This is a genomic window from Microbacterium sp. KR10-403 (assembly GCF_040196215.1).
Lineage (GTDB): Bacteria > Actinomycetota > Actinomycetes > Actinomycetales > Microbacteriaceae > Microbacterium.
On the sequence record NZ_JBEGDC010000002.1, the window covers coordinates 235,347 to 254,031 of the forward strand.

The window sequence follows — 18,685 nt, forward strand, 5'->3', positions numbered from 1 at the left end:
GCGCCTGAGGCCCTCAGCGGCGCCGAGCGCATCACTCCAGGTCGAAGCGGTCCAGCTCGGTGACCTTGCCCCACGCGGAGACGAAGTCGTTCACGAACTTCTCGCCCGCGTCGTCGGCGGCGTACACCTCGGCGAGCGCGCGCAGCTCGGAGTTCGAGCCGAACACGAGGTCGGCACGGGTGCCGATCCACTTGCGCTCACCGGTGCCGAAGTCGCTGCCCGCGAAGGCGTGCGAGCCCGGGTCGACCGGCTTCCACTCGGTGCCCATGTCGAGCACGTTCACGAAGAAGTCGTTCGTGAGCACGCCCGGGCGGTCGGTGAACACGCCGTACTTCGAGCCGTCCCAGTTGGCGTCCAGCGCCCGCAGGCCGCCGACCAGCACCGTCATCTCGGGAGCGGTCAGCTGCAGCAGGCTTGCCTTGTCGACCAGCAGGAACTCCGCCGGCAGGTCCGCGGCCGAGGCCATCGGGCCGACGTAGTTGCGGAATCCGTCGGCGACCGGCTCGAGGTAGGCGAACGAGTCGACGTCGGTCTGCTCCTGCGTGGCGTCGGTCCGGCCCGGACGGAACGGCACGACGACGTCGAAGCCGGCATCCTTCGCCGCCTTCTCGACGCCCGCGTTGCCGGCGAGCACGATCAGGTCGGCCAGTGAGACCTCCTTGCCGAAGCCCGCCTTGATGCCGCGCAGCACGTCGAGCACCTTGGCGGTGCGCTCGGGGTTGTTGGCCTCCCAGTCCTTCTGCGGGGCCAGCGCGATGCGTGCGCCGTTGGCGCCGCCACGACGGTCGCTGCCACGGAACGATGACGCAGAGGCCCAGGCCGTGGCCACGAGCTCGGACACGGTCAGGCCCGACGCGAGGATCTGCTGCTTCAGCCCCGCGGCGTCGGCCTCGTCGATCAGCTCGGCGGGGGCGGCCGGGGTCGGGTCCTGCCAGATGAGCGCCTCGGTGGGCGCGAGCTTGCCGAGGTAGCGGGTCGACGGACCCAGGTCACGGTGCGTCAGCTTGAACCAGGCACGGGCGAACGCGTCGGCGAAGGCCTCGGGGTCGTCCTTGAACTTCTTCGAGATCGGTCCGTAGATCGGGTCGAAGCGCAGCGACAGGTCGCTGGTGAGCATGCGCGGCTCGCGGCGCTTGGTCGCGTCGTGCGCCATCGGCACCATGTCGGCGCCGCCGCCGTTCTTCGGCCGCCACTGCTTGGCACCGGCCGGGCTCTCCATGAGCTCCCAGTCGTACGCGTACAGGATGTGGAAGAACTCGTTGTCCCAGCGCGTCGGGTGGTAGGTCCAGGTGACCTCGATGCCGCTCGCGGTCTGGTCGTCACCCTTGCCGGTGCCGTAGGAGTTCTTCCAGCCGATGCCCATCTGCTCCATCGGGGCGTCCTCCGGGGCGGGGCCGACGAGGTCGGCGGGGCCGGCACCGTGGGTCTTGCCGAAGGTGTGGCCGCCCGCGATGAGCGCGACGGTCTCCTCGTCGTTCATCGCCATGCGCCCGAAGGTCTCGCGGATGTCGCCGGCGAGCTCGAGCGGGTCGGGGTTGCCGCCCACGCCCTCGGGGTTGACGTAGATGAGGCCCATCTGGGTGGCCGCAAGCGGGTTCTCCAGGTCGCGCTTCTTGCCCGACTCGTAGCGCTCACCGTCGCCGAGCCAGGTGTTCTCCGAGCCCCAGTACACGTCGTCGTCGGGCTCCCACGCGTCCACGCGGCCGCCCGCGAAGCCGAAGGTCTTGAAGCCCATCTGCTCGAGCGCGACGTTGCCCGCGAAGATCATGAGGTCGGCCCACGAGATCTGCTTGCCCCACTTCTTCTTGACGGGCCACAGGATGCGCCGCGGCTTGTCGAGGCCGGCGTTGTCGGGCCAGCTGTTCAGCGGAGCGAACCGCTGCTGCCCGGTGCTGCCGCCGCCACGGCCGTCGGTCACGCGGTAGGTGCCGGCGCTGTGCCAGGCCATGCGGATGACGGCCGGGCCGTAGTTGCCGAAGTCGGCGGGCCACCAGTCCTGGCGGGTGGTCAGCACCTCTTCGATGTCGCGGCGCAGCTCGTCGAGGTCGACGTTCTCGAAGTTGGCACGGTAGTCGAAGTCCTCGTCGAGCGGGTTGGTCTCGGCGGGGTTCTTGGCGAGCACGTGCAGGTTGAGCCGGTTCGGCCACCAGTTGTGGGCGCTGGATCCACCGGCGGGGCTGGCGCCGTGGATGACCGGGCAGGTGGCCTCCTCGGCGGCGACCGCCTTCTCCTCGGCCGTGGGCGTGGGGATGACGCCCTCGGTTTCTTCGGTGACGTTGTCGGTCATGTTCATCCCTTCTTCGATGTCGTTGTGTGGTTGTGGTGTCAGGCGGCGGATGCGGCGCAGTCGGCGCACATCCCCCAGAAGGTGACCTCGGCCTCATGCACGACGAAGCCCGCGGAGTCGGACGGCGTCAGGCACGGCGCCTCGCCGACCACGCAGTCGACGTCGACGACGGCACCGCAGACGGTGCACACGAGGTGGTGGTGGTTGTCGCCGACGCGCAGCTCGAACAGCTGCGGACACCCGGCGGGCTCGATGCGGCGCACGAGGCCCGCGTCGGCGAAGTCGTTGAGCGCGTTGTACACGGACTGCAGGCTGGGGTGCTCGAGCACCGGCGCGACCTGCGCGTACACGGCCTCGGCGCTGGCGTGCGGCCTGGCGCGCAGCGCGTCGAACACGGCCGACCGCGAGTCGGTCACACGCAGGCCCGCAGCGCGGATGGCGGTCGCGGCATCCTGCCCCTCGATCTCGTGCGCGTGCATGACACCCACTCTAGTCTTGATTTGATCAAAACAAAAGTGGATGCCGCGACCCGGCGCATCGGCATCGCGTCGCTCAGACGGTCCGTGGCACCGCGCCGTGGGCCCAAGCCGTCGACCCGAGCCGTCGACCCCTACCCGGCGACGAGCCGCGGGGTCCCCGCCTCCGACTCGGCGAGGTCGCCGGTCTCGCCCGCCCGCGCCGCGCGTCGCCCGATGACGAGCATGTAGAAGAGGAAGACGGCGAGCGCGAGCGCCCCGATCGCGATCTTGATCGACCAGTGCCAGTGCTGCGGGGTGACGAATCCCTCGACCGCGCCCGAGAGAGCGAGGCTGAACACGAGCCCGACTGCGACGGTGACCAGGGACCGGCCGGCCGCGGCCAGCGACTCGCCGCGCGAGCGGCGTCCGGGCGCGACCCACGCCCAGAACACCTGCAGCCCCGCGGCCGCGGCGACGAAGACGCTGGTGAGCTCCAGCATCCCGTGCGGAACGATGAACTGCCAGAGGATGTCGCCGTGGCCCGTCGCGATCATCACCGCACCCGACGAGCCCACGCCGATCGCGTTCTGCATGATCGCGTACAGCGGCCAGATGCCGGTGATGCCGAACATGACGCATTGCAGGGCGATCCAGGCGTTGTTCGTCCAGACGGTGCCGGCGAACACGGCGGCGGGGTTCTCCCGGTAGTAGTCGACGAACGAGTGCTCGGCGTAGTAGTCGAGGTCGGCCTTGCTGCCGAGGGCTGCGAGTGCCTGCGGGTCGCCGATCAGCCACAGCGCGACCAGCGAGCCGATCACGAAGAACGCCCCGGCAACGGCGAGGGTCGTCCACCGCAGGCGGTAGAGGGCCGCCGGCAGGTGCGACCCGAAGAAACGGGGTAGGGCACTGCGGGCGTCCGTTCCGCTGCCGGTCAGCCGCAGCCGCGCCCGCGCGAGGATCGTCGAGACGTGGTCGCCCAGCGCGGTGCGGCCCGACGAGGTCTTGATGTCGGCGAGATCGGCCGACGCCGACCGGTAGCGGGTGACGAGCTCGTCGACCTCGGCGCCGTCGAGGCGCCGAGCGCGGCTGAGCGCGTCCAGGCGCTCCCATTCCGGGCTTCGGGCGGCGGCGAGCGCGTCGAGGTCCATGTGTTTCACTGTAGTCATGGCCGAGCAGATCACGATCGTGCCCGATGAGGTCCTCACCGGCGAGGCGGTCGCGCTCGATGTGCAGCCGCTCGGCTTCTTCCTGCGCGCGCTGGGCGCGATCATCGATGTGCTCGTCGCGATCGTGTTCACCCTGCTGCTGGCGTGGGCACTGGGGTGGATGCTGGGCCAGAACGTCGTGGACACCTCGGCCTCCGGCATCCTGTCCATCGTCATGATCGTGCTCGTCACCGTCGTGCTGCCCACGACCGTCGAGACGCTGACGCACGGGCGCAGCCTCGGCAAGCTGGCCGTCGGCGGGCGCATCGTGCGATTCGACGGCGGGGCCGCCGGCTTTCGCCACGCGTTGATCCGGGCGCTCGTCGGGGTGCTCGAGGTGTGGTTCACGCTCGGCGCCATCGCGCTGCTGGTCGGCGCGTTCACGCCCCGGTCGCAGCGGCTCGGCGATCTGCTGGCCGGAACCTACAGCCAGCGCACGCGCACGCCGGCGCTGCCGCCGAACGCTCCGCTGCTGCCGCCGGTGCTCGGCGAGTGGTCGCAGGTCGCCGACGTCACGCGCCTGCCCGACCGGCTCGCGCGCCGCTGCGCGCAGTTCGTGCGTCAGGCCGACCGCATGGAGCCGGGCTCACGCGTGCGCCAGGCCGCGCTGCTGGGCGCCGAGGTGCGCGCGTACGTCTCACCGCTGCCGCAGGTCGACGCCGAGACGCTCGTGCGGGCCGTGGTCGCGGTGCGGCGCGATCGCGAGTACCGGGCGATCCTGCTCGAAGACGAGCGCGTGGGCACTCTGCTGAAGCGCACGTCGACGGTGCCGCGCGGCTTTCCGGAGCGGTGACTCCTCTCCGTTCACCCCTCGGATCGGACTCCAAGCAACAACATAGGTGTGTCACATCCGACGGGGCTCGCGTGGGAGGAGGATGAATCCCGCCAGACCGAGGCACGACGACGCCCCCGGACGATACCCGGGACACGCCGGTGTCGGCCGAGGGCCCGATGAAGGGGCGTCCGATGGGGTCGTGGTTGTTGCATGTGCCGGTAGAGACGCCGGGGGTCTTCGTTCCCGTCTACGTGCTCGCCGCCCTGACCGGGGTCTACCTCCTGTGGCGCACACCTCGCGCCCGGCGTCACGACAACGCGGCCGTGCCCTCCGCGGGTGACCGGCGCGCCACGCGCGCACAGGCCCCGCACCGCGCAGGTCGGCCGCTGATGTATACGCTCGGCGCCGTCATCCTCGGCGCCGCACTCGGTCTTCTCGCCTGCTGGCTCGTCGATGATGTCTGGAACCTGCTGGGCATCGAACTGACGCCGATCACACGGATGTGGGTGGCCCTCGGCTTTGCGGGCATCACCCTGGCGGTGGTGAATCTGTGGGGAACGCGCTGGTGGCGCACCGTGATCGCCGCGGCCTCCATGCCCGTGTTCGTGCTGATGGCGGCCCTGGGTGTCAACATCGACTTCGGTGCCTTCGCAACGCCGGCTGAAGCGCTCGGGCTGACCGAGTATCCCGTCTTCGTGCCAAGCGCATCCGCGGCATCCCCTGACACCCCCACCGACCTGGCGACGTGGCGCGCCGACGGCACCCTGCCACTGCACGGTCGTGTGGCCGAGGTGACGATCCCGGCGACGACCTCGCACTTCGCCGCACGCAGCGCGCTGCTCTACCTGCCGCCGGCGGCTCTCGTGCGCAACGCGCCCGCGCTGCCGGTGATCATCGCCCTGTCGGGGCAGCCCGGGATGCCGGCAAACATGGTGCAATCGGCGCGCATGCCCCAAGTGCTCGACGCGTACGCTGCGGCGCACCACGGGCTCGCCCCCATCGTGGTGATTCCCGACCAGCTCGGGGCCGCCGCGCACAATCCGATGTGCGTGGACTCACCGCTGGGCGACTCGGCGACGTATCTGAGCGTCGACGTGCCGCAGTGGATCACGACCCATCTGCACGTCGAGCAGCCGGGGCGCGACTGGGCGATCGCGGGCTTCTCGCAGGGCGGCACCTGCTCGATCCAGCTCGGCGCAGCCGACCCCTCCTTGTTCGGCACGATCCTCGACATCTCCGGCGAGACGATTCCCACGATCGGCGCCGATACGGTCCAGGTGGCCTTCGGCGGATCGGAGGCCGCCTACCGGGCGGCATGGCCGGTGAACATCCTGGCCGCACACGCGCCCTACGCCGACACCACCGCGTACTTCGGCGTCGGGCAGAACGACCACGTCTACGCCGCACGCATGCGCATCATCGAGCAGGCCGCGGCCCGCGCCGGCATGCACACGTCGAGCATCGTCTCACCGGGCAGCGCACATGACTGGAACACCGTCCGCTACGTGATGTCGCACGAGCTCCCCCGTGTCTCGGCACGGCTCCTGGGGGACGTATGAGCACCCCGGTCGCCTCCACCGAGACCAGAGCGACGCGCCCGGACACCAGCATCCGCGCCACCGCTCCCCTTCTGCGCGGAGCGGCACGGATGCCGTTCACGCTCGCACTGCTGGCGGTGGTGATCGCCGGCGGTGTCGTCACCGCCGTCGCCGGCGGGCACCACTCGACCCTGCTCGCGCACATCGCGCTGGGGCCATCCGCGCTCGCGCACGGCCTGTGGTGGACTCCCGTGACCTCGGCGCTGTTCACCCGTGACGGCGCGGACCTGATCGTGTCTCTCGTGCTCACCGGAATCCTCGTCGGAGCAGCCGAACACGCCATGGGCACCGCCCGCACAGTGCTCGCTTACCTCGTCACCGCGTTCGTCGGGGCTGCCGCCGGGGCCGGCCTGCAGATGCTCGCGGGGTGGGGCGACGGAGAGTGGATGCTGCGGGTCGCCCGGCTCGGCTCGCTCGACCCCACCCGCCCGGCGTTGGGTGTGGCGGTAGCGGCGAGCGCATTCATGGGAGTGCTCTGGCGTCGACGTGTGCGGGTGATCGTGCTGTTGGTGACGGCGATGTTCATCCTGTATGCGGGTGATCCCTCCGGGCTGTATCGGCTGATGACAGTGGCCACCGGGTTCGCGCTGGGACGGATGCTGCGCCCGCACACACCGGCGCTGAGCTGGGTGCGCAGCTCGCATCATGAGATCCGGGTGCTGGCCGCCTCGGCGGTGGCCATCAGCGCCCTCGGCCCGTGGGCAGCGACGTTCGCTCCCGGCCGCTACGGGCTGCTCTCCCCGATGGCCGCACTCGGCGACGGCGAGTTCGTGCCATCCGTGCGCGGCGCACGCTGCGACGTATGGATCTCGGGCGCAGGCTGCACCCGCGCCCTCGCCGTGCACTCAGCGACCGGGGCGCACCTGTTGACGCTCGTGCTCCCGATCATCGTGCTGCTGCTGATCGCCTGGCAGATGCTGCGCGGGCGCCGCGCGGCACTCTGGGCCGCCGTCGTGGCCAATGTGGCGTTGGCGGCCTGGGCCGCCGTGTTCTATGGCCTGCTCCCCTCGCCGGCATTCCCGGCGACCTCGCCGCGTCTGAGCCTGCATTACTGGCGTACGACGACCTCGCTCATCGCCTCGATCGCCGTGCCCCTGCTGCTCGCACTGGTGCTGATCGCTCTGCGCCGCCATTTCGCCGTCGGTGCGCGCCGTGCCCGTGCGCTGCCCGATCTGGCCTCCCTGCCGGAGGCCCGCGCTCTCCCGGAGGTGCGTGCGCGTGAGCTGACGACGCTCGGCGGCGGTCCGCTCGCCCACATAGCGACGTGGCCCGGCAACCGGTACTGGTTCGACGAGGGTGGGCGCACGGGGATCGCGTACCGCGTGATCGCGCAGATCGCCCTGACCGCAGGCGGCCCGTTCGGCGTAGACGACCCGGGCACGCTCCCCCGCTTCGCGCGCTTCTGCGACGACAACGGCTGGACGCCCGTGTTCTACAGCGCCGAGGCCCGGCTCGAGCCGGCGTTCGCGGCGATCGGATGGCGCACGATCACGGTTGCAGAAGAGGCCGTGATCGACCTCGCCGACTGGTCGCTGGCCGGCAATCGCAACAAGGACGTGCGCACGGCCGTCAATCGCGCTCGTCGCGCCGGACTCCGTGCCGTGTGGACAGACTACCGCTCGCTCGGCCTGAAGGAACGCTCGCAGCTCGCAGAGATCTCCGAGTCGTGGGTCGCGGGCAAGAACCTGCCCGAGATGTCGTTCACCCTCGGCGGCCTCGACGAGCTCGACGACCCCGACGTGAAGCTCATGCTCGCCGTCGCCGAAGACGAGCGCATCGAGGCGGCCACGAGTTGGATGCCGCATCGCCACGACGGGCACCTGATCGGCTGGACACTCGACTTCATGCGTCGACGCCCCGATGCAACCCCCGGGGTGATGGAATTCCTCATTGCATCGGCCGCGGCGCAGGCGCGCGCCGACGGCGCGCGCGAGCTCAGTCTGTCGGGGCTGCCGCTGGCGCATTCGCAGCAGACGCCGGTGCCGTCGGCACTGCAGTCGGCGCTGGATGCCATCGGCCGCATGCTCGAACCTCACTACGGGTTCGCCTCGCTCATGCGCTTCAAGGGCAAGTTCCACCCGCACCTGCGGCGGCTGGTGATGGCCTACCCCGATCCGGCCGTGCTGGGCGCGGTCGGCGTAGCCCTCACGCGCGCATATCTGCCCACGCTGTCGGCCCGTCAGATCATGCAGCTGCTGCGGGCACCGGCATCCGCCGTAGCCCGCTGAGTAACACAGCGCCCCCTCAGCTGCTTTGCCACTGCTGGACGGTTCAGCCGAGTTCTGGGCCAGGGCCTCACGGTTCAGAACTCAGCACATCTGCGCGATTCGGGTGCCGCGCGGCGCCGATTCGCTCCCCCACGACGGGAACTTGCGGAGTTCTGAACGCCCCGGCCCCGCCTCAGTACCGGTAGTGGTCGAGCTTGTACGGCCCCTCGACCGGCACGCCCAGGTACGCCGCCTGCTCGTCGGTGAGCGTGGTCAGCTTCACGCCGAGCGCGTCGAGGTGCAGCCGCGCGACCTTCTCGTCGAGGATCTTCGGCAGCGTGTACACGCCGGTCGGGTACTGGTCGTGCCGCGTGTACAGCTCGATCTGGCCGAGCACCTGGTTGGTGAAGGAGGCGCTCATCACGAACGAGGGGTGTCCGGTGGCGTTGCCGAGGTTCAGCAGCCGGCCTTCGGAGAGGACCAGGATGCTGCGCCCGGTCGGCAGGCGCCACTCGTGCACCTGCGGCTTGATCTCGACCTTGACGGCTCCCGGCAGCGCCTCGAGGGCCGCCATGTCGATCTCGTCGTCGAAGTGGCCGACGTTGCCGACGATGGCGAGGTGCTTGAGCGCCAGCAGGTGGTCGACGGTGACCACGCGGGTGTCTCCCGTGCACGTGATGAGGATGTCGATCTGGTCGGCGACGTCTTCGAGTCGTGCGACCTGGAAGCCGTCCATCGCCGCCTGCAGCGCGCAGATGGGGTCGACCTCGCTGACGATCACACGGGCGCCCTGACCGCGCAGCGCCTCGGCTGCGCCCTTGCCCACGTCGCCGTAGCCGACGACGAAAGCGACCTTGCCGCCGATGAGCACGTCGGTCGCGCGGTTGATGCCGTCGGGCAGCGAGTGGCGGATGCCGTAAGTGTTGTCGAACTTCGACTTCGTGACCGAGTCGTTGACGTTGATCGCGGGGAACAGCAGGGTTCCGGATGCCGCGAGCTCGTACAGCCGGTGCACCCCGGTGGTGGTCTCTTCGGTGGTTCCGAGCAGGCCGTCGGCGATGCGCGTGAACCGCTGCGGGTCGCGCGCCAGGCTGCGACGCAGCAGGTCGAGGATCACCCGGTACTCGGCCGAGTCGGTCTCCGCGGCATCCGGCACCGCCCCCGCCTTCTCGAATTCGACGCCCTTGTGCACGAGCAGGGTCGCATCGCCCCCGTCGTCGAGGATGAGGTTCGGGCCGTCGAAGCCCTCGGCCGACCAGTCGAAGATGCGCTCGGCGGCGGCCCAGTACTCGGGGATCGTCTCGCCCTTCCACGCGAACACCGGCACACCGCGCGGCTCACTGACCGTGCCGTCGGGGCCTACGACGACCGCGGCGGCCGCCTCGTCCTGCGTGGAGAAGATGTTGCAGCTGGCCCAGCGCACCTGCGCGCCGAGGGCCACGAGCGTCTCGATCAGCACCGCGGTCTGCACGGTCATGTGCAGCGAGCCGGCGATGCGGGCGCCCGCGAGGGGCTGTGAGGGTCCGAACTCCTCGCGCAGCGCCATCAGGCCCGGCATCTCGTTCTCGGCGAGCCGCAGCTGGTGACGTCCCGCCTCGGCGAGGGAGAGATCGGCGACCTTGTAGTCGAGGGCGCGCGCGGGTGCGGAGGTGGTGGATGCTGGCATCCAGCCATTCTCCCACGCCACGTATGTGCCCCCTGTGTCAGGGCCGTGAGCGAGCGCAGTAAGACGAAGGTGGGAAGGATGCCGCGGCTACGCCTGCAGCGTCTCGTGCCGCACGACCATCCACCCGCGGGGCACCGACAGCCGCTCGGTGTGGATCGCGCACAGATCGTGCGCGTGCGGGTCGCCCTCGCGCCCGAGCGGGCCGATCGCGGCCATCTGGTCGGTGTAGTCGTACGTCAAGGTCGAGACCGCTTCACGCGAGCAGCCCACCTTTGAACACAGTCTCTGGCGCATGTCCTCTCCACGGTAGCGCCGACACTGCGCCCGCTGCGCCACCGGCGCGCCGCATAGGATGGACGCATGATGCGGCGCCGTCCTCCCCAGGTCGTACGCCCGACCCGCCACGGCCGTCACGGTCGAATGGGGCGCAGTCCGGTGGTCCGCCCGCCGCTGCCGCCGCTCGAGAACCGCTATGAGAAGTTCGATCTCACCGTCGGCACCGCGGCCGAGTTCCTGCGCGACGCGTGGGAAGAGCTGCGCGACGTGCGGTTCGAGATCGCCGATATGCCCGCGGCATCCGACCCCGAAGGGATCCCGCGTTGGCTCGCCGACCGCGAGGGACATCGCATCGTGATGTTCCGCATCCCGATCGAGCGGCTCACCCACGTGCCGGCGGTCGACGATCTGCATCGGCGCATGGAGGTCGAAGCGTGCGTGTTCCGCGCCGCCGCCGAGTACCTCAACCGCGACCCGTGGGATCTCGGGCCAGAACGTTTCCGGTTCTGACCGCCCGTCACCGGTAAACGGTGACGGGGGCGGATGCCGCAGCCGGCGGCGACACCGGGTAGGTGGCCAGCTGCTTGTCGCCCACGAATGCAACCGACGCGTGCACGGCGCGATCGGTGACGATGCGGTACGACGTTCCCTCGGCGAGCGTCAGGGACGCGACCTGTCCGGGCGTCGCCGTCGCCGACAGCGCGTCGCCGCCGCCCACCGGGGTAGCGGTGACCTTGGCGGCCTTGTCTCCGTCGACGAGCAGGTCGAGTCGCGGCGAGGGGCCCTTCGGCACGCTGACCAGCGCGCCGTCGCCGCCCGCCTCGAGCGTCTCGGCCGGTTCCGCCCAGGTGAAGTCGTCTCCCCCGCTGATGCCGGTGGCCTGCCAGACGGCGGCGACCACCGGCGTGTCGGCCGACACGACCACGGCGTATGACCCGACGGCGAGCGGCAGCTGCAGCTCTGCGGGCGTGCCGCCGGTGAGGTCGACCTCCTGCCCCGGGCCGGTGCTGCCGTGCTCGCCGATGACGGTGACCTGCGCCGTGGTGTCGTCTTCGGGAGAGAGCAGGCGCACGACGGTCAGCGGGTTGTCCTGCTGCTCGGTGGTGACGTGCACGCCGGTGATCACCTGGCGTTTCGCGGCCGACGGCAGCGCGGTCGTCTGGTCGACGCCCGTCACGTCGAGCGCGACGCTGTTGCTCGACTGCAGCATTGCCCGCACCGGCGCGCCGGTGGCGGTCACGCGGACCACGGGGGCGTTCTCCCCCACGCCGAGCCCGGCCAGCGGGATGACCCGCTCGGTTCCGGCCGCCACGACGACGTCGTTGCCGCCGGCCGGCTGCGTCTCCCCGCCTTTGCCGTAGAGCGTCAGGTCGACGGTGGCCGGCACCTCGCCGGGGTTGGCGATCGTGATGAGATCGGCGGCGCCCGTGGTCGTCCAGCCGGCGACCAGCCACGAGTCCATCAGAGCGGGGCCGCACGGGCTGGCGACGAAGCCGCCGAGGTCGTCGGCCTTGACGGTGGTGGATGCCGCGGCCGCCGCCTGCGGCGTGTTCCGGCCGCTCGCCGAGGTGATCAGGCGCAGCGGGCCGCCGTCGCCGTCGACGTCGGGCGCCTTCAGCGTGCTCTTCTTCGTGCCGTCGCCCGTCGACACCTGCGATTGGGTCGCCGCGACGGTGATCGACGAGGCGTCGGTGGCGTTGCGCCCGATCGCGAGCAGGGGCCCGGCGCACGTGAGCACGGAGTCGGCGGCGACCGGCGCGACCTTCTGCGAGACGGGAACGACGTTCTGCGGCATCCCGTCGAAGGCGATGCCCCCTGCCACGACGACGCCGGCGCCCGCGGCGATCACGGCGCCCGCGATGAGGCGGGCGGTCACTCCGACGCGCGTCATGGCAGCTCTCCTTCCGCCGCTTCGTCGCCGACGACGACCCGCGTCACGCGCCGGGGCGCGCGGCGCCCGACGACACGCGGCGTCGACCGTGCACGCCGACGTGACGCCGCCGTCGGCACCGCCAGCAGCAGCGCCACGGCGACGGCGACCAGCTGCGCCAGTGCGATACCGCCGCGCAGCGGAGCGACCGACGCGGGCGCGGCGGCGCGCGGCGCGACATCCCCCGTCACCCGCCACAGCGACCCTTTCGAGGTCGTGCCGACGGCATCGAGTCCGTCGCGCTGGTCGAGCGCGGTTCCGGCGGTCAGCACGAGCTCGCGCGCGGTCTCATCGGTGGCGGTCCGCAGCAGCACGAAGCGGATGCCGTCCGCCCGCAGCCGGTCGACGACATCGGTCGAGGTCGGGGTGACGAGGTCGGCCGCCAGCTCGGCGATCTTCGTGTCGGCGGGTGTGGCGGCGGTACGAGTCGCGAGCACCGTCGACGCACCGCCGATCGTCTCGCTCTCACCCCACACGACCGTCGCCGAGACGGCGCCGTCGGCGAGCGGCTGCAGCACGACGGTGCCCGTGTTCGCGTCGCCCCGGCCGACGGCCGCGACGTAGGCGGGCAGGGTCGAGGTCGGCCCCTCCGCGATCGTCGTCGTGCCGCGCAGCTGCGCCGACAGCGACGGCAGCGCGAACACCACGAGGGCGAGCATGACGACGGTGGCGCCGAGGGCGCGCGTGCGCCCGGCCGTCAGTGCGCGATCGGCATCGGGCGAGGCCTGCGGAGCGAAGCCGGTGTCGAGCGTCACGAGCGCGGCGCCGACGACGCCCACCCAGACGAGGCTCAGCGCGCTGCCCGGCCAGATCGCGACGGCGTCGGCATCCGTGACCGAGACCGCGATGCCCACTGCCGCGAACGCGGTGCACAGACCGGCGAGTGCGATGAGCACGAGTGTGGTGCCGGCGACCCATCGCCGGGTGAACAATGCCAGCACGGCGACCACGCCGAGCGGAGCGAGCAGCACGAGCAGCCAGACGGCCGGCACCGTCGCCGCCCACGGCCCGAAGGCGCCGGACTGCAGCAGCGCGGCCCAGCCGCCGGGGTCGGTCGTCGGCGAGCCCGCCGCGAGCAGGGCGCGACCCGCGGCATCCGCCCCCACCTGAGGCCCCGCCCACACGATGCCCGGGTCTGCCAGCAGTGCCCACAGGTTGCCCTCGGCCAGCTGACGGAAGACGACCGGCGCGGCCATCACGAGCGCCGGCACGATGGTCCATGCGACTCGTGCAGCGCCGCGACCGCGATGCACGGTCGAGAGCATGATCAGCAGAATGAGCCAGATCACCACGAGCGCCGGAGCGAGCGAGGGCGCGCACGCGACGACGGCGGCGAAGAGGAGGGATGCTGCGCCCGCGGCCCCCCACGAGCGATGCGCGACCGCACCGGCGTAGAACAGCCAGGGCAGCAGCAGGTGCACGAGCACCGCCGCCGGGCGTCCCTGCACGAGCGCGATGAGGAATGTGGGGGCGAGCGCCCACGCGACGGCTCCCGTGATGCGCAGCACGGGGCGGTCGGTGACGCGGGTGGCGGCGAACCAGCCGCCCAGCACCGCGAGCGGCAGGGCGAAGACCCAGAGCAGCACGAGGGCGCGCGACGGGTCGCCGGGCCACAGGCTGCCGAGCACCGCGATCACGGCCGAGAACGGGTCGGCCGGGCCCACCTCCCCGAGCCCGGTGGGCCACCGGCCGAACGCGGCGTCCGACCAGAGACGCGCCACGGTCGAGCGCAGCGGGGCGAGCGCGCCGCCGCCGAGCGCGGGCCAGACCAGCAGCGACGGGAACATGACGATCGAGACCACGATCGCGCCGAGCACCGCCCACGCGCCGCCACCGGTGAAGAAGCGCAGCTCGCCGCGCTGCGACAGGGCCTCGCGCACGTCTTGATCGGGGTGCAGCGAGTGCCGCAGCTTGTGGCGGGTCATGCGCAGCGGCGCCAGCTGGCTCCAGGGCACGGTGTGCGCGCGACGGATCCGCCCGCGCGCCCGTATGAGGGCACCGAGCCGCACGATGCTCACGCCGGTGGCGCCCCACTCGGGCAGGATGCGTCCGGGCGTCTTGGCGACCAGTTGCAAGGCCGCGCGCCACAGCGCCACGGGGATGAGCGACAGCCAGAGCAACGGCGCCGCCCACGCCTTCGCGTAGGCGAGACGGCGGTGCAGCTGCGCACGGCGGGTCGCGTAGGTGCGGTGGATGCTGCGCTCAGGCGGAAGTCCCGCGAGCCCTGCGACGCCGTCGCCGTACACTGCGACCCGCGCCGACGGCACGACGATCGCGCGGCCGCCGGCTAGGCGGATGCGCACGCCGAGGTCGAGGCCCTCATCGGCGCCGGCCAGCGCCGGGTCGACGCCCTGCACGGTGTTCCAGGCCTCGGTGCGCACGAGCGCGGCCCGCACGTCGACGCCGAGCACGTCTTCGGTCGCGTCGTGCTGCCCCTGGTCGAATTCGTCGTCGGCCAGGCCGATGGTGCGACCGAGCCGCGTCATCGTCACGCCGAGCGAGACGATGCGCTCGCGCTCGTCCCAGCGCACCAGCTTGGGCGCGACCAGACCGACCGAGGGCGCGATCTCGAGCGCATCGCTCAGCTGCGCGAGCGCATCGGGTTCGGGCACGGTGTCTTGCGCGAGCAGCCAGACCGCATCGCCCTGCAGGTCGCGTGCGGCCAGCCCGAGCGCCTCGGCGAAGCTCGTCGCGTGCGGCGCGTCGATGACCGCGTGGGCGTGGGATGCCGCGGCGAACGCGGCCGCATCGGGATCGTCGCCGCACAGCACGATGGTCAACGCCGAGATCGGCTGCGTCTGCGCGGCGAGCGCGGCCAGCGTCCGCTCCAGCCGGTGTGCGGCGGGCACGTGCGCGTCGGGGCGCACGACGAGAAGGGCGTGGACTCGGGCGGGCATGACCTGGCAAGCCTAGGCCGAGCGCCTTCGGATTCCGGCCCCGACTCGCCGCTGACTCAGGTCCCTGAGCGAGCGAAACGAGACGAAGGGCCGGAAGCCGACTCAGCTCGCCTGCCGCTTGAGGCGGCGGCGCTCGCGCTCGCTGAGGCCGCCCCAGATGCCGAAGCGCTCATCGTTCTGCAGCGCGTACTCCAGGCACTGGGCCCGGACTTCGCACGACGTGCAGATGCGCTTGGCATCGCGGGTCGAGCCGCCCTTCTCCGGAAAAAACGCCTCCGGATCGGTCTGCGCGCACAGGGCGTCAGCCTGCCATGCGAGCGGATTGTCCTCTTCGACCGGTTGCCGAACACCCGGCACACCGAGGTCTACCGGGTCGACGAACCAATCTGCGGGAACGCCTGAGCGGTACTGTGCGCCCGTCATCTCGTTCTCCTACCTGCTTTCCCCCCACGCGAAACGCGCTTGCAGATAATTACACCTGTGTGATTCGAGATGGTCAAGTCGCAGATACTAAAGGCTCATCTTCGGGTTGAACCTTCACGACGCGCCGTCGGCGTGTCGCCGTCCGATAACGAATCGCCCCGACGGAATATCGGGCGGCTCTCGCGCCCGGTCACACAGAGGTCGGCACGGTACCCTGAATCCCACCATGGCCGTCCGCTCGAAGCATCCTGTCGCCGCCGCCCCGACGGCGCCCGTCCGCGAGAAGACGAAGCACCTGCTGCTGCGCGCGTGGTGCATCTTCATCCTGTTCCTCGCCCTGTCGGGCGTCGCCTGGATCAACGCCATCGGCTCGGTCGCCACCGGCGTGCTCACCGTCGCCACCGGCGTCGTCTCGGTGATCCTGTGGTTCGTCGTGCGCCCGCCCGTGCAGTGGCGCCGCCTGCCCTGGTTCCCCGTCGCCTACGCGGTCTGGGCGGGGCTGTCGATCGCATGGTCGCAGTGGCCGGGCACGTCGGCCCTCACCTGGGTGCTGATGCTCATCACGGCCCTGCAGGGGCTGTTCGTGGCCGCCGTCCTCACCTGGCGTGAGTTGGTGCGGGCCATCGCGTCTGCGCTCAAATGGTGCCTCGGGCTCTCGCTGCTCTTCGAGTTCATCGTGGCCGCCTTCATCCGCCGACCGGTGCTGCCGGGCTTCGTCATCCCCGACTCCCCCGCCGCCGATCCGATCGTCTACTGGTGCCGCGGCAATCTCTTCAACGACGGGCGCATCCAGGGCATCTACGGCAGCGCGAATCCACTCGCGGCCGTGTGCCTCCTGGCGATCATCGTCTTCGCGATCCGGATCGCTTCGCGCGCCCCGCGACGCACGTTCCTCATCATCTGGATCGTCGTCGCCGGCTTCCTCATGTATCGCGCCTCGTCGGCCACGATCTACCTCGCCACGGTCGGCGTCGCCGTCGTGCTGGCCACCGTCCTGCTCATGCGCACCGCTCAGCGGCCAGGTGCCCGCACCAAGTGGTACGTCATCTTCGCCGTGGTGGGCCTCGGCGGCGCCCTGTCGATCTGGCTGCTGCGCGAACGCATCTTCAGCGCGCTCGGCCGCTCGTCCGACCTCACCGGTCGCGAGAGGATCTGGCAGTCCGTGCTCGCACGCACCGCGCAGCATCCCGTCATCGGCAACGGCTTCGCGACCCCGTGGATCCCCACCGACCCGCACTTCGACGGCTGGATCATCGACCACGGCCAGACCGTCATGCAGGCGCACAACATGTGGATCGACGTCTCCATGCAGCTGGGCATCGTCGGAGTGATTCTGTTCGGCTTGTTGTATCTGGCATATATCTGGCGGGCGTGGTTCTTCGCCGTCGACCGTCCGCGGTGGGATCTGCGCGGCGACCGCCCGTACTCCGCGATCACGCTGCTGCCGACCCTGGTCGGTGCGCTGCTGCTCGTGCAGGGCCTGGCCGAATCCGAGCCGCTGCTGCTGTGGGGCTGGATGTTCGTGGTCATGCTCGCGTTCAAGATCAAGCAGTCGCCGCACGTCGGCATGGGCCGCATCGAGCAGCGCGTGGCCATCGAGCGCGGCGAGCTCGTCCCCGATGCCGACGACCCCCACCTCGACAACAGGTCGCACTGGTGAGGGTTCCTCCACAGCTGCGCTGGCTGCCCGAGCTGCTGCGCTCGGCCGGCATGGCACGGGCATTCACGCTCGTCACGTTCGGCGCGGTCTTCTCGTCGCACGCCGTGCAGTGGATGGCCGGGCAGGTCACGTATGTCGCCATGATCGCGGGTCTGTGCGTGATCGGGCTCGGGATGCTGGTGGCCCGGCGCCGAGAGCTCTCGTTCCTGCGTCTGGTGCCGATCACCCTGATCGTGTTCGTGATCTGGCTGGGCATCAGCGTGTTCTGGAGCTACTCCCCCTCCGACACCGTCTACGGCTGGGTCTCCTTCGTCGGCATCGCGTTCCTCGCCCTCGTGGTCGGGCACGTGCGCGACACCCTGCAGACGGCGCGGGCGCTGGGCGATGTCATGCGCTGGCTGCTGTCGATCTCGCTCGCGCTCGAGGTCATCATCGGCATCCTTCTCCCTGAGCCCCTGCACCTGCTCGGCATCGACGGCAACATCATCGACCTCGGGCCGATCGAGGGCATCTTCGGCTCACGCAACATGCTCGGCTTCGTCGCCGTGCTGGCGCTCATCACGTTCGTGGTGGAGTGGCGCACGGCGTCGGTGCGTCCGGGCGTGGCGGTCTACTCCGTGGCTGTGGGCGGCCTGCTGGCCGCGCTGTCGCGCTCCCCCACCGTTCTGGTGCTGGCGGCGTGCGTGGGCATCGCCACGGCCATTCTGGCGATCGTGCGCCGCATGCAGCCACACAACCGCAACACGTTCCAGTGGAGCCTGGGAGCGGCCGTCGTCGTCGGGCTCGCCGTTGCCTATCTGTTCCGCCATCAGATCATCGCCGCGGCCGGCGAAGACTTCTCGATCCGCGCGAACCTCTGGCGCATGATGTCGATCTTCGTGCGGTTCTACCCGATTCAGGGCTTCGGCTGGTTCGGGCCGTGGCCCTACGAGCAGTATCCGTTCATCACGATCAACTACGCGCTCGACAAGAGCTACTCGACCGGCCTCAACGCCTACGCCGACCTCGTGCTGCAGGTGGGCTGGGTCGGCGCGTTCCTGTTCGTCGCGATGGTCGGGATCGCACTCATCCGCTCATGGTTGGTCGCCGGCGAGCGCCGGTCGATCGTCTACGCGTGGACGCCGCTGATCCTGGTCACGCTCGTGATCAACTCGCTGTTCGAGAGCTTCACGCTGTTCGGGGCCGGGCTCCTGCTGCTGGTCGTCTGTCTCGTGCGCGCCGGCCAGTCACGCTCGTGGCGCGAGCGCATGGAGTCCGTAGCGCGCGACGATCCGGGGTTGCCCGTGGAGTGACGAGCTACGCC

The 18,685-nt window shown here is 70.7% G+C and carries 14 protein-coding genes; 6 read left to right on the forward strand and 8 right to left on the reverse strand.

The window, feature by feature from the left end; translation table 11 throughout:
• Positions 1 to 31 precede the first annotated feature (31 nt).
• From katG to ABMQ42_RS04875, 3 genes are all read right to left on the reverse strand, one after another.
• The gene (katG, locus tag ABMQ42_RS04865; RefSeq protein ID WP_502884616.1) at positions 32 to 2,293 is read right to left on the reverse strand and encodes a catalase/peroxidase HPI; all 2,262 of its coding nucleotides are present in this window, start codon (positions 2,291 to 2,293) and stop codon (positions 32 to 34) included.
• Positions 2,294 to 2,325: 32 nt separating this feature from the next.
• A complete protein-coding gene (locus ABMQ42_RS04870) occupies positions 2,326 to 2,766 on the reverse strand; it encodes a Fur family transcriptional regulator (protein ID WP_349721731.1) in 441 nt (146 codons plus the stop codon).
• A 131-nt stretch (positions 2,767 to 2,897) separates the two neighbouring features.
• Positions 2,898 to 3,893, reverse strand: a complete 996-nt coding sequence (locus ABMQ42_RS04875) for a stage II sporulation protein M (protein ID WP_349721732.1) — start codon at positions 3,891 to 3,893, stop codon at positions 2,898 to 2,900.
• 16 nt (positions 3,894 to 3,909) lie between these two features.
• On the opposite strand from ABMQ42_RS04875, the gene ABMQ42_RS04880 reads away from it, so the two are divergent.
• The 3 genes from ABMQ42_RS04880 (at position 3,910) to ABMQ42_RS04890 (ending at position 8,551) form a co-directional block, all read left to right on the forward strand.
• On the forward strand, positions 3,910 to 4,743 hold the full coding sequence (locus tag ABMQ42_RS04880) for an RDD family protein (RefSeq protein WP_349721733.1): 834 nt from the start codon (positions 3,910 to 3,912) through the stop codon (positions 4,741 to 4,743).
• Between the two features lie 158 nt (positions 4,744 to 4,901).
• Complete coding sequence (locus tag ABMQ42_RS04885; protein WP_349721734.1) at positions 4,902 to 6,284, forward strand: alpha/beta hydrolase; 1,383 nt, start codon at positions 4,902 to 4,904, stop codon at positions 6,282 to 6,284.
• Positions 6,281 to 8,551, forward strand: coding sequence for a phosphatidylglycerol lysyltransferase domain-containing protein (locus ABMQ42_RS04890; protein ID WP_349721735.1), 2,271 nt, complete (start codon positions 6,281 to 6,283; stop codon positions 8,549 to 8,551). The genes ABMQ42_RS04885 and ABMQ42_RS04890 overlap by 4 nt, the downstream gene beginning before the upstream one ends.
• A gap of 172 nt (positions 8,552 to 8,723) precedes the next feature.
• Here ABMQ42_RS04890 and ahcY read toward each other — a convergent pair whose 3' ends face one another.
• Together ahcY and ABMQ42_RS04900 are read right to left on the reverse strand one after the other, a co-directional pair.
• Positions 8,724 to 10,196, reverse strand: coding sequence for an adenosylhomocysteinase (ahcY, locus tag ABMQ42_RS04895; protein WP_349721736.1), 1,473 nt, complete (start codon positions 10,194 to 10,196; stop codon positions 8,724 to 8,726).
• An 87-nt stretch (positions 10,197 to 10,283) separates the two neighbouring features.
• Positions 10,284 to 10,490, reverse strand: coding sequence for a DUF3499 family protein (locus ABMQ42_RS04900; protein WP_349721737.1), 207 nt, complete (start codon positions 10,488 to 10,490; stop codon positions 10,284 to 10,286).
• A gap of 69 nt (positions 10,491 to 10,559) precedes the next feature.
• Between ABMQ42_RS04900 and ABMQ42_RS04905 the strand changes: the two genes are divergently transcribed.
• On the forward strand, positions 10,560 to 10,982 hold the full coding sequence (locus ABMQ42_RS04905; RefSeq protein WP_349722080.1) for a metallopeptidase family protein: 423 nt from the start codon (positions 10,560 to 10,562) through the stop codon (positions 10,980 to 10,982).
• Positions 10,983 to 10,989: 7 nt separating this feature from the next.
• On the opposite strand, the gene ABMQ42_RS04910 is transcribed toward ABMQ42_RS04905, so the two are convergent.
• The 3 genes from ABMQ42_RS04910 to ABMQ42_RS04920 form a co-directional block, all read right to left on the reverse strand.
• Positions 10,990 to 12,363, reverse strand: coding sequence for a DUF5719 family protein (locus ABMQ42_RS04910; RefSeq protein ID WP_349721738.1), 1,374 nt, complete (start codon positions 12,361 to 12,363; stop codon positions 10,990 to 10,992).
• The gene (locus tag ABMQ42_RS04915) at positions 12,360 to 15,299 is read right to left on the reverse strand and encodes a glycosyltransferase (RefSeq protein ID WP_349721739.1); all 2,940 of its coding nucleotides are present in this window, start codon (positions 15,297 to 15,299) and stop codon (positions 12,360 to 12,362) included. The genes ABMQ42_RS04910 and ABMQ42_RS04915 overlap by 4 nt, the downstream gene beginning before the upstream one ends.
• 102 nt (positions 15,300 to 15,401) lie before the next feature.
• The gene (locus ABMQ42_RS04920; protein WP_275277224.1) at positions 15,402 to 15,722 is read right to left on the reverse strand and encodes a WhiB family transcriptional regulator; all 321 of its coding nucleotides are present in this window, start codon (positions 15,720 to 15,722) and stop codon (positions 15,402 to 15,404) included.
• 226 nt (positions 15,723 to 15,948) lie between these two features.
• Here ABMQ42_RS04920 and ABMQ42_RS04925 point away from each other — a divergent pair, with 226 nt between their 5' ends.
• On the forward strand, positions 15,949 to 17,382 hold the full coding sequence (locus ABMQ42_RS04925) for an O-antigen ligase family protein (protein WP_349721740.1): 1,434 nt from the start codon (positions 15,949 to 15,951) through the stop codon (positions 17,380 to 17,382).
• The gene (locus ABMQ42_RS04930) at positions 17,379 to 18,674 is read left to right on the forward strand and encodes an O-antigen ligase family protein (RefSeq protein WP_349721741.1); all 1,296 of its coding nucleotides are present in this window, start codon (positions 17,379 to 17,381) and stop codon (positions 18,672 to 18,674) included. The genes ABMQ42_RS04925 and ABMQ42_RS04930 overlap by 4 nt, the downstream gene beginning before the upstream one ends.
• The last annotated feature ends 11 nt before the right edge of the window (positions 18,675 to 18,685 follow it).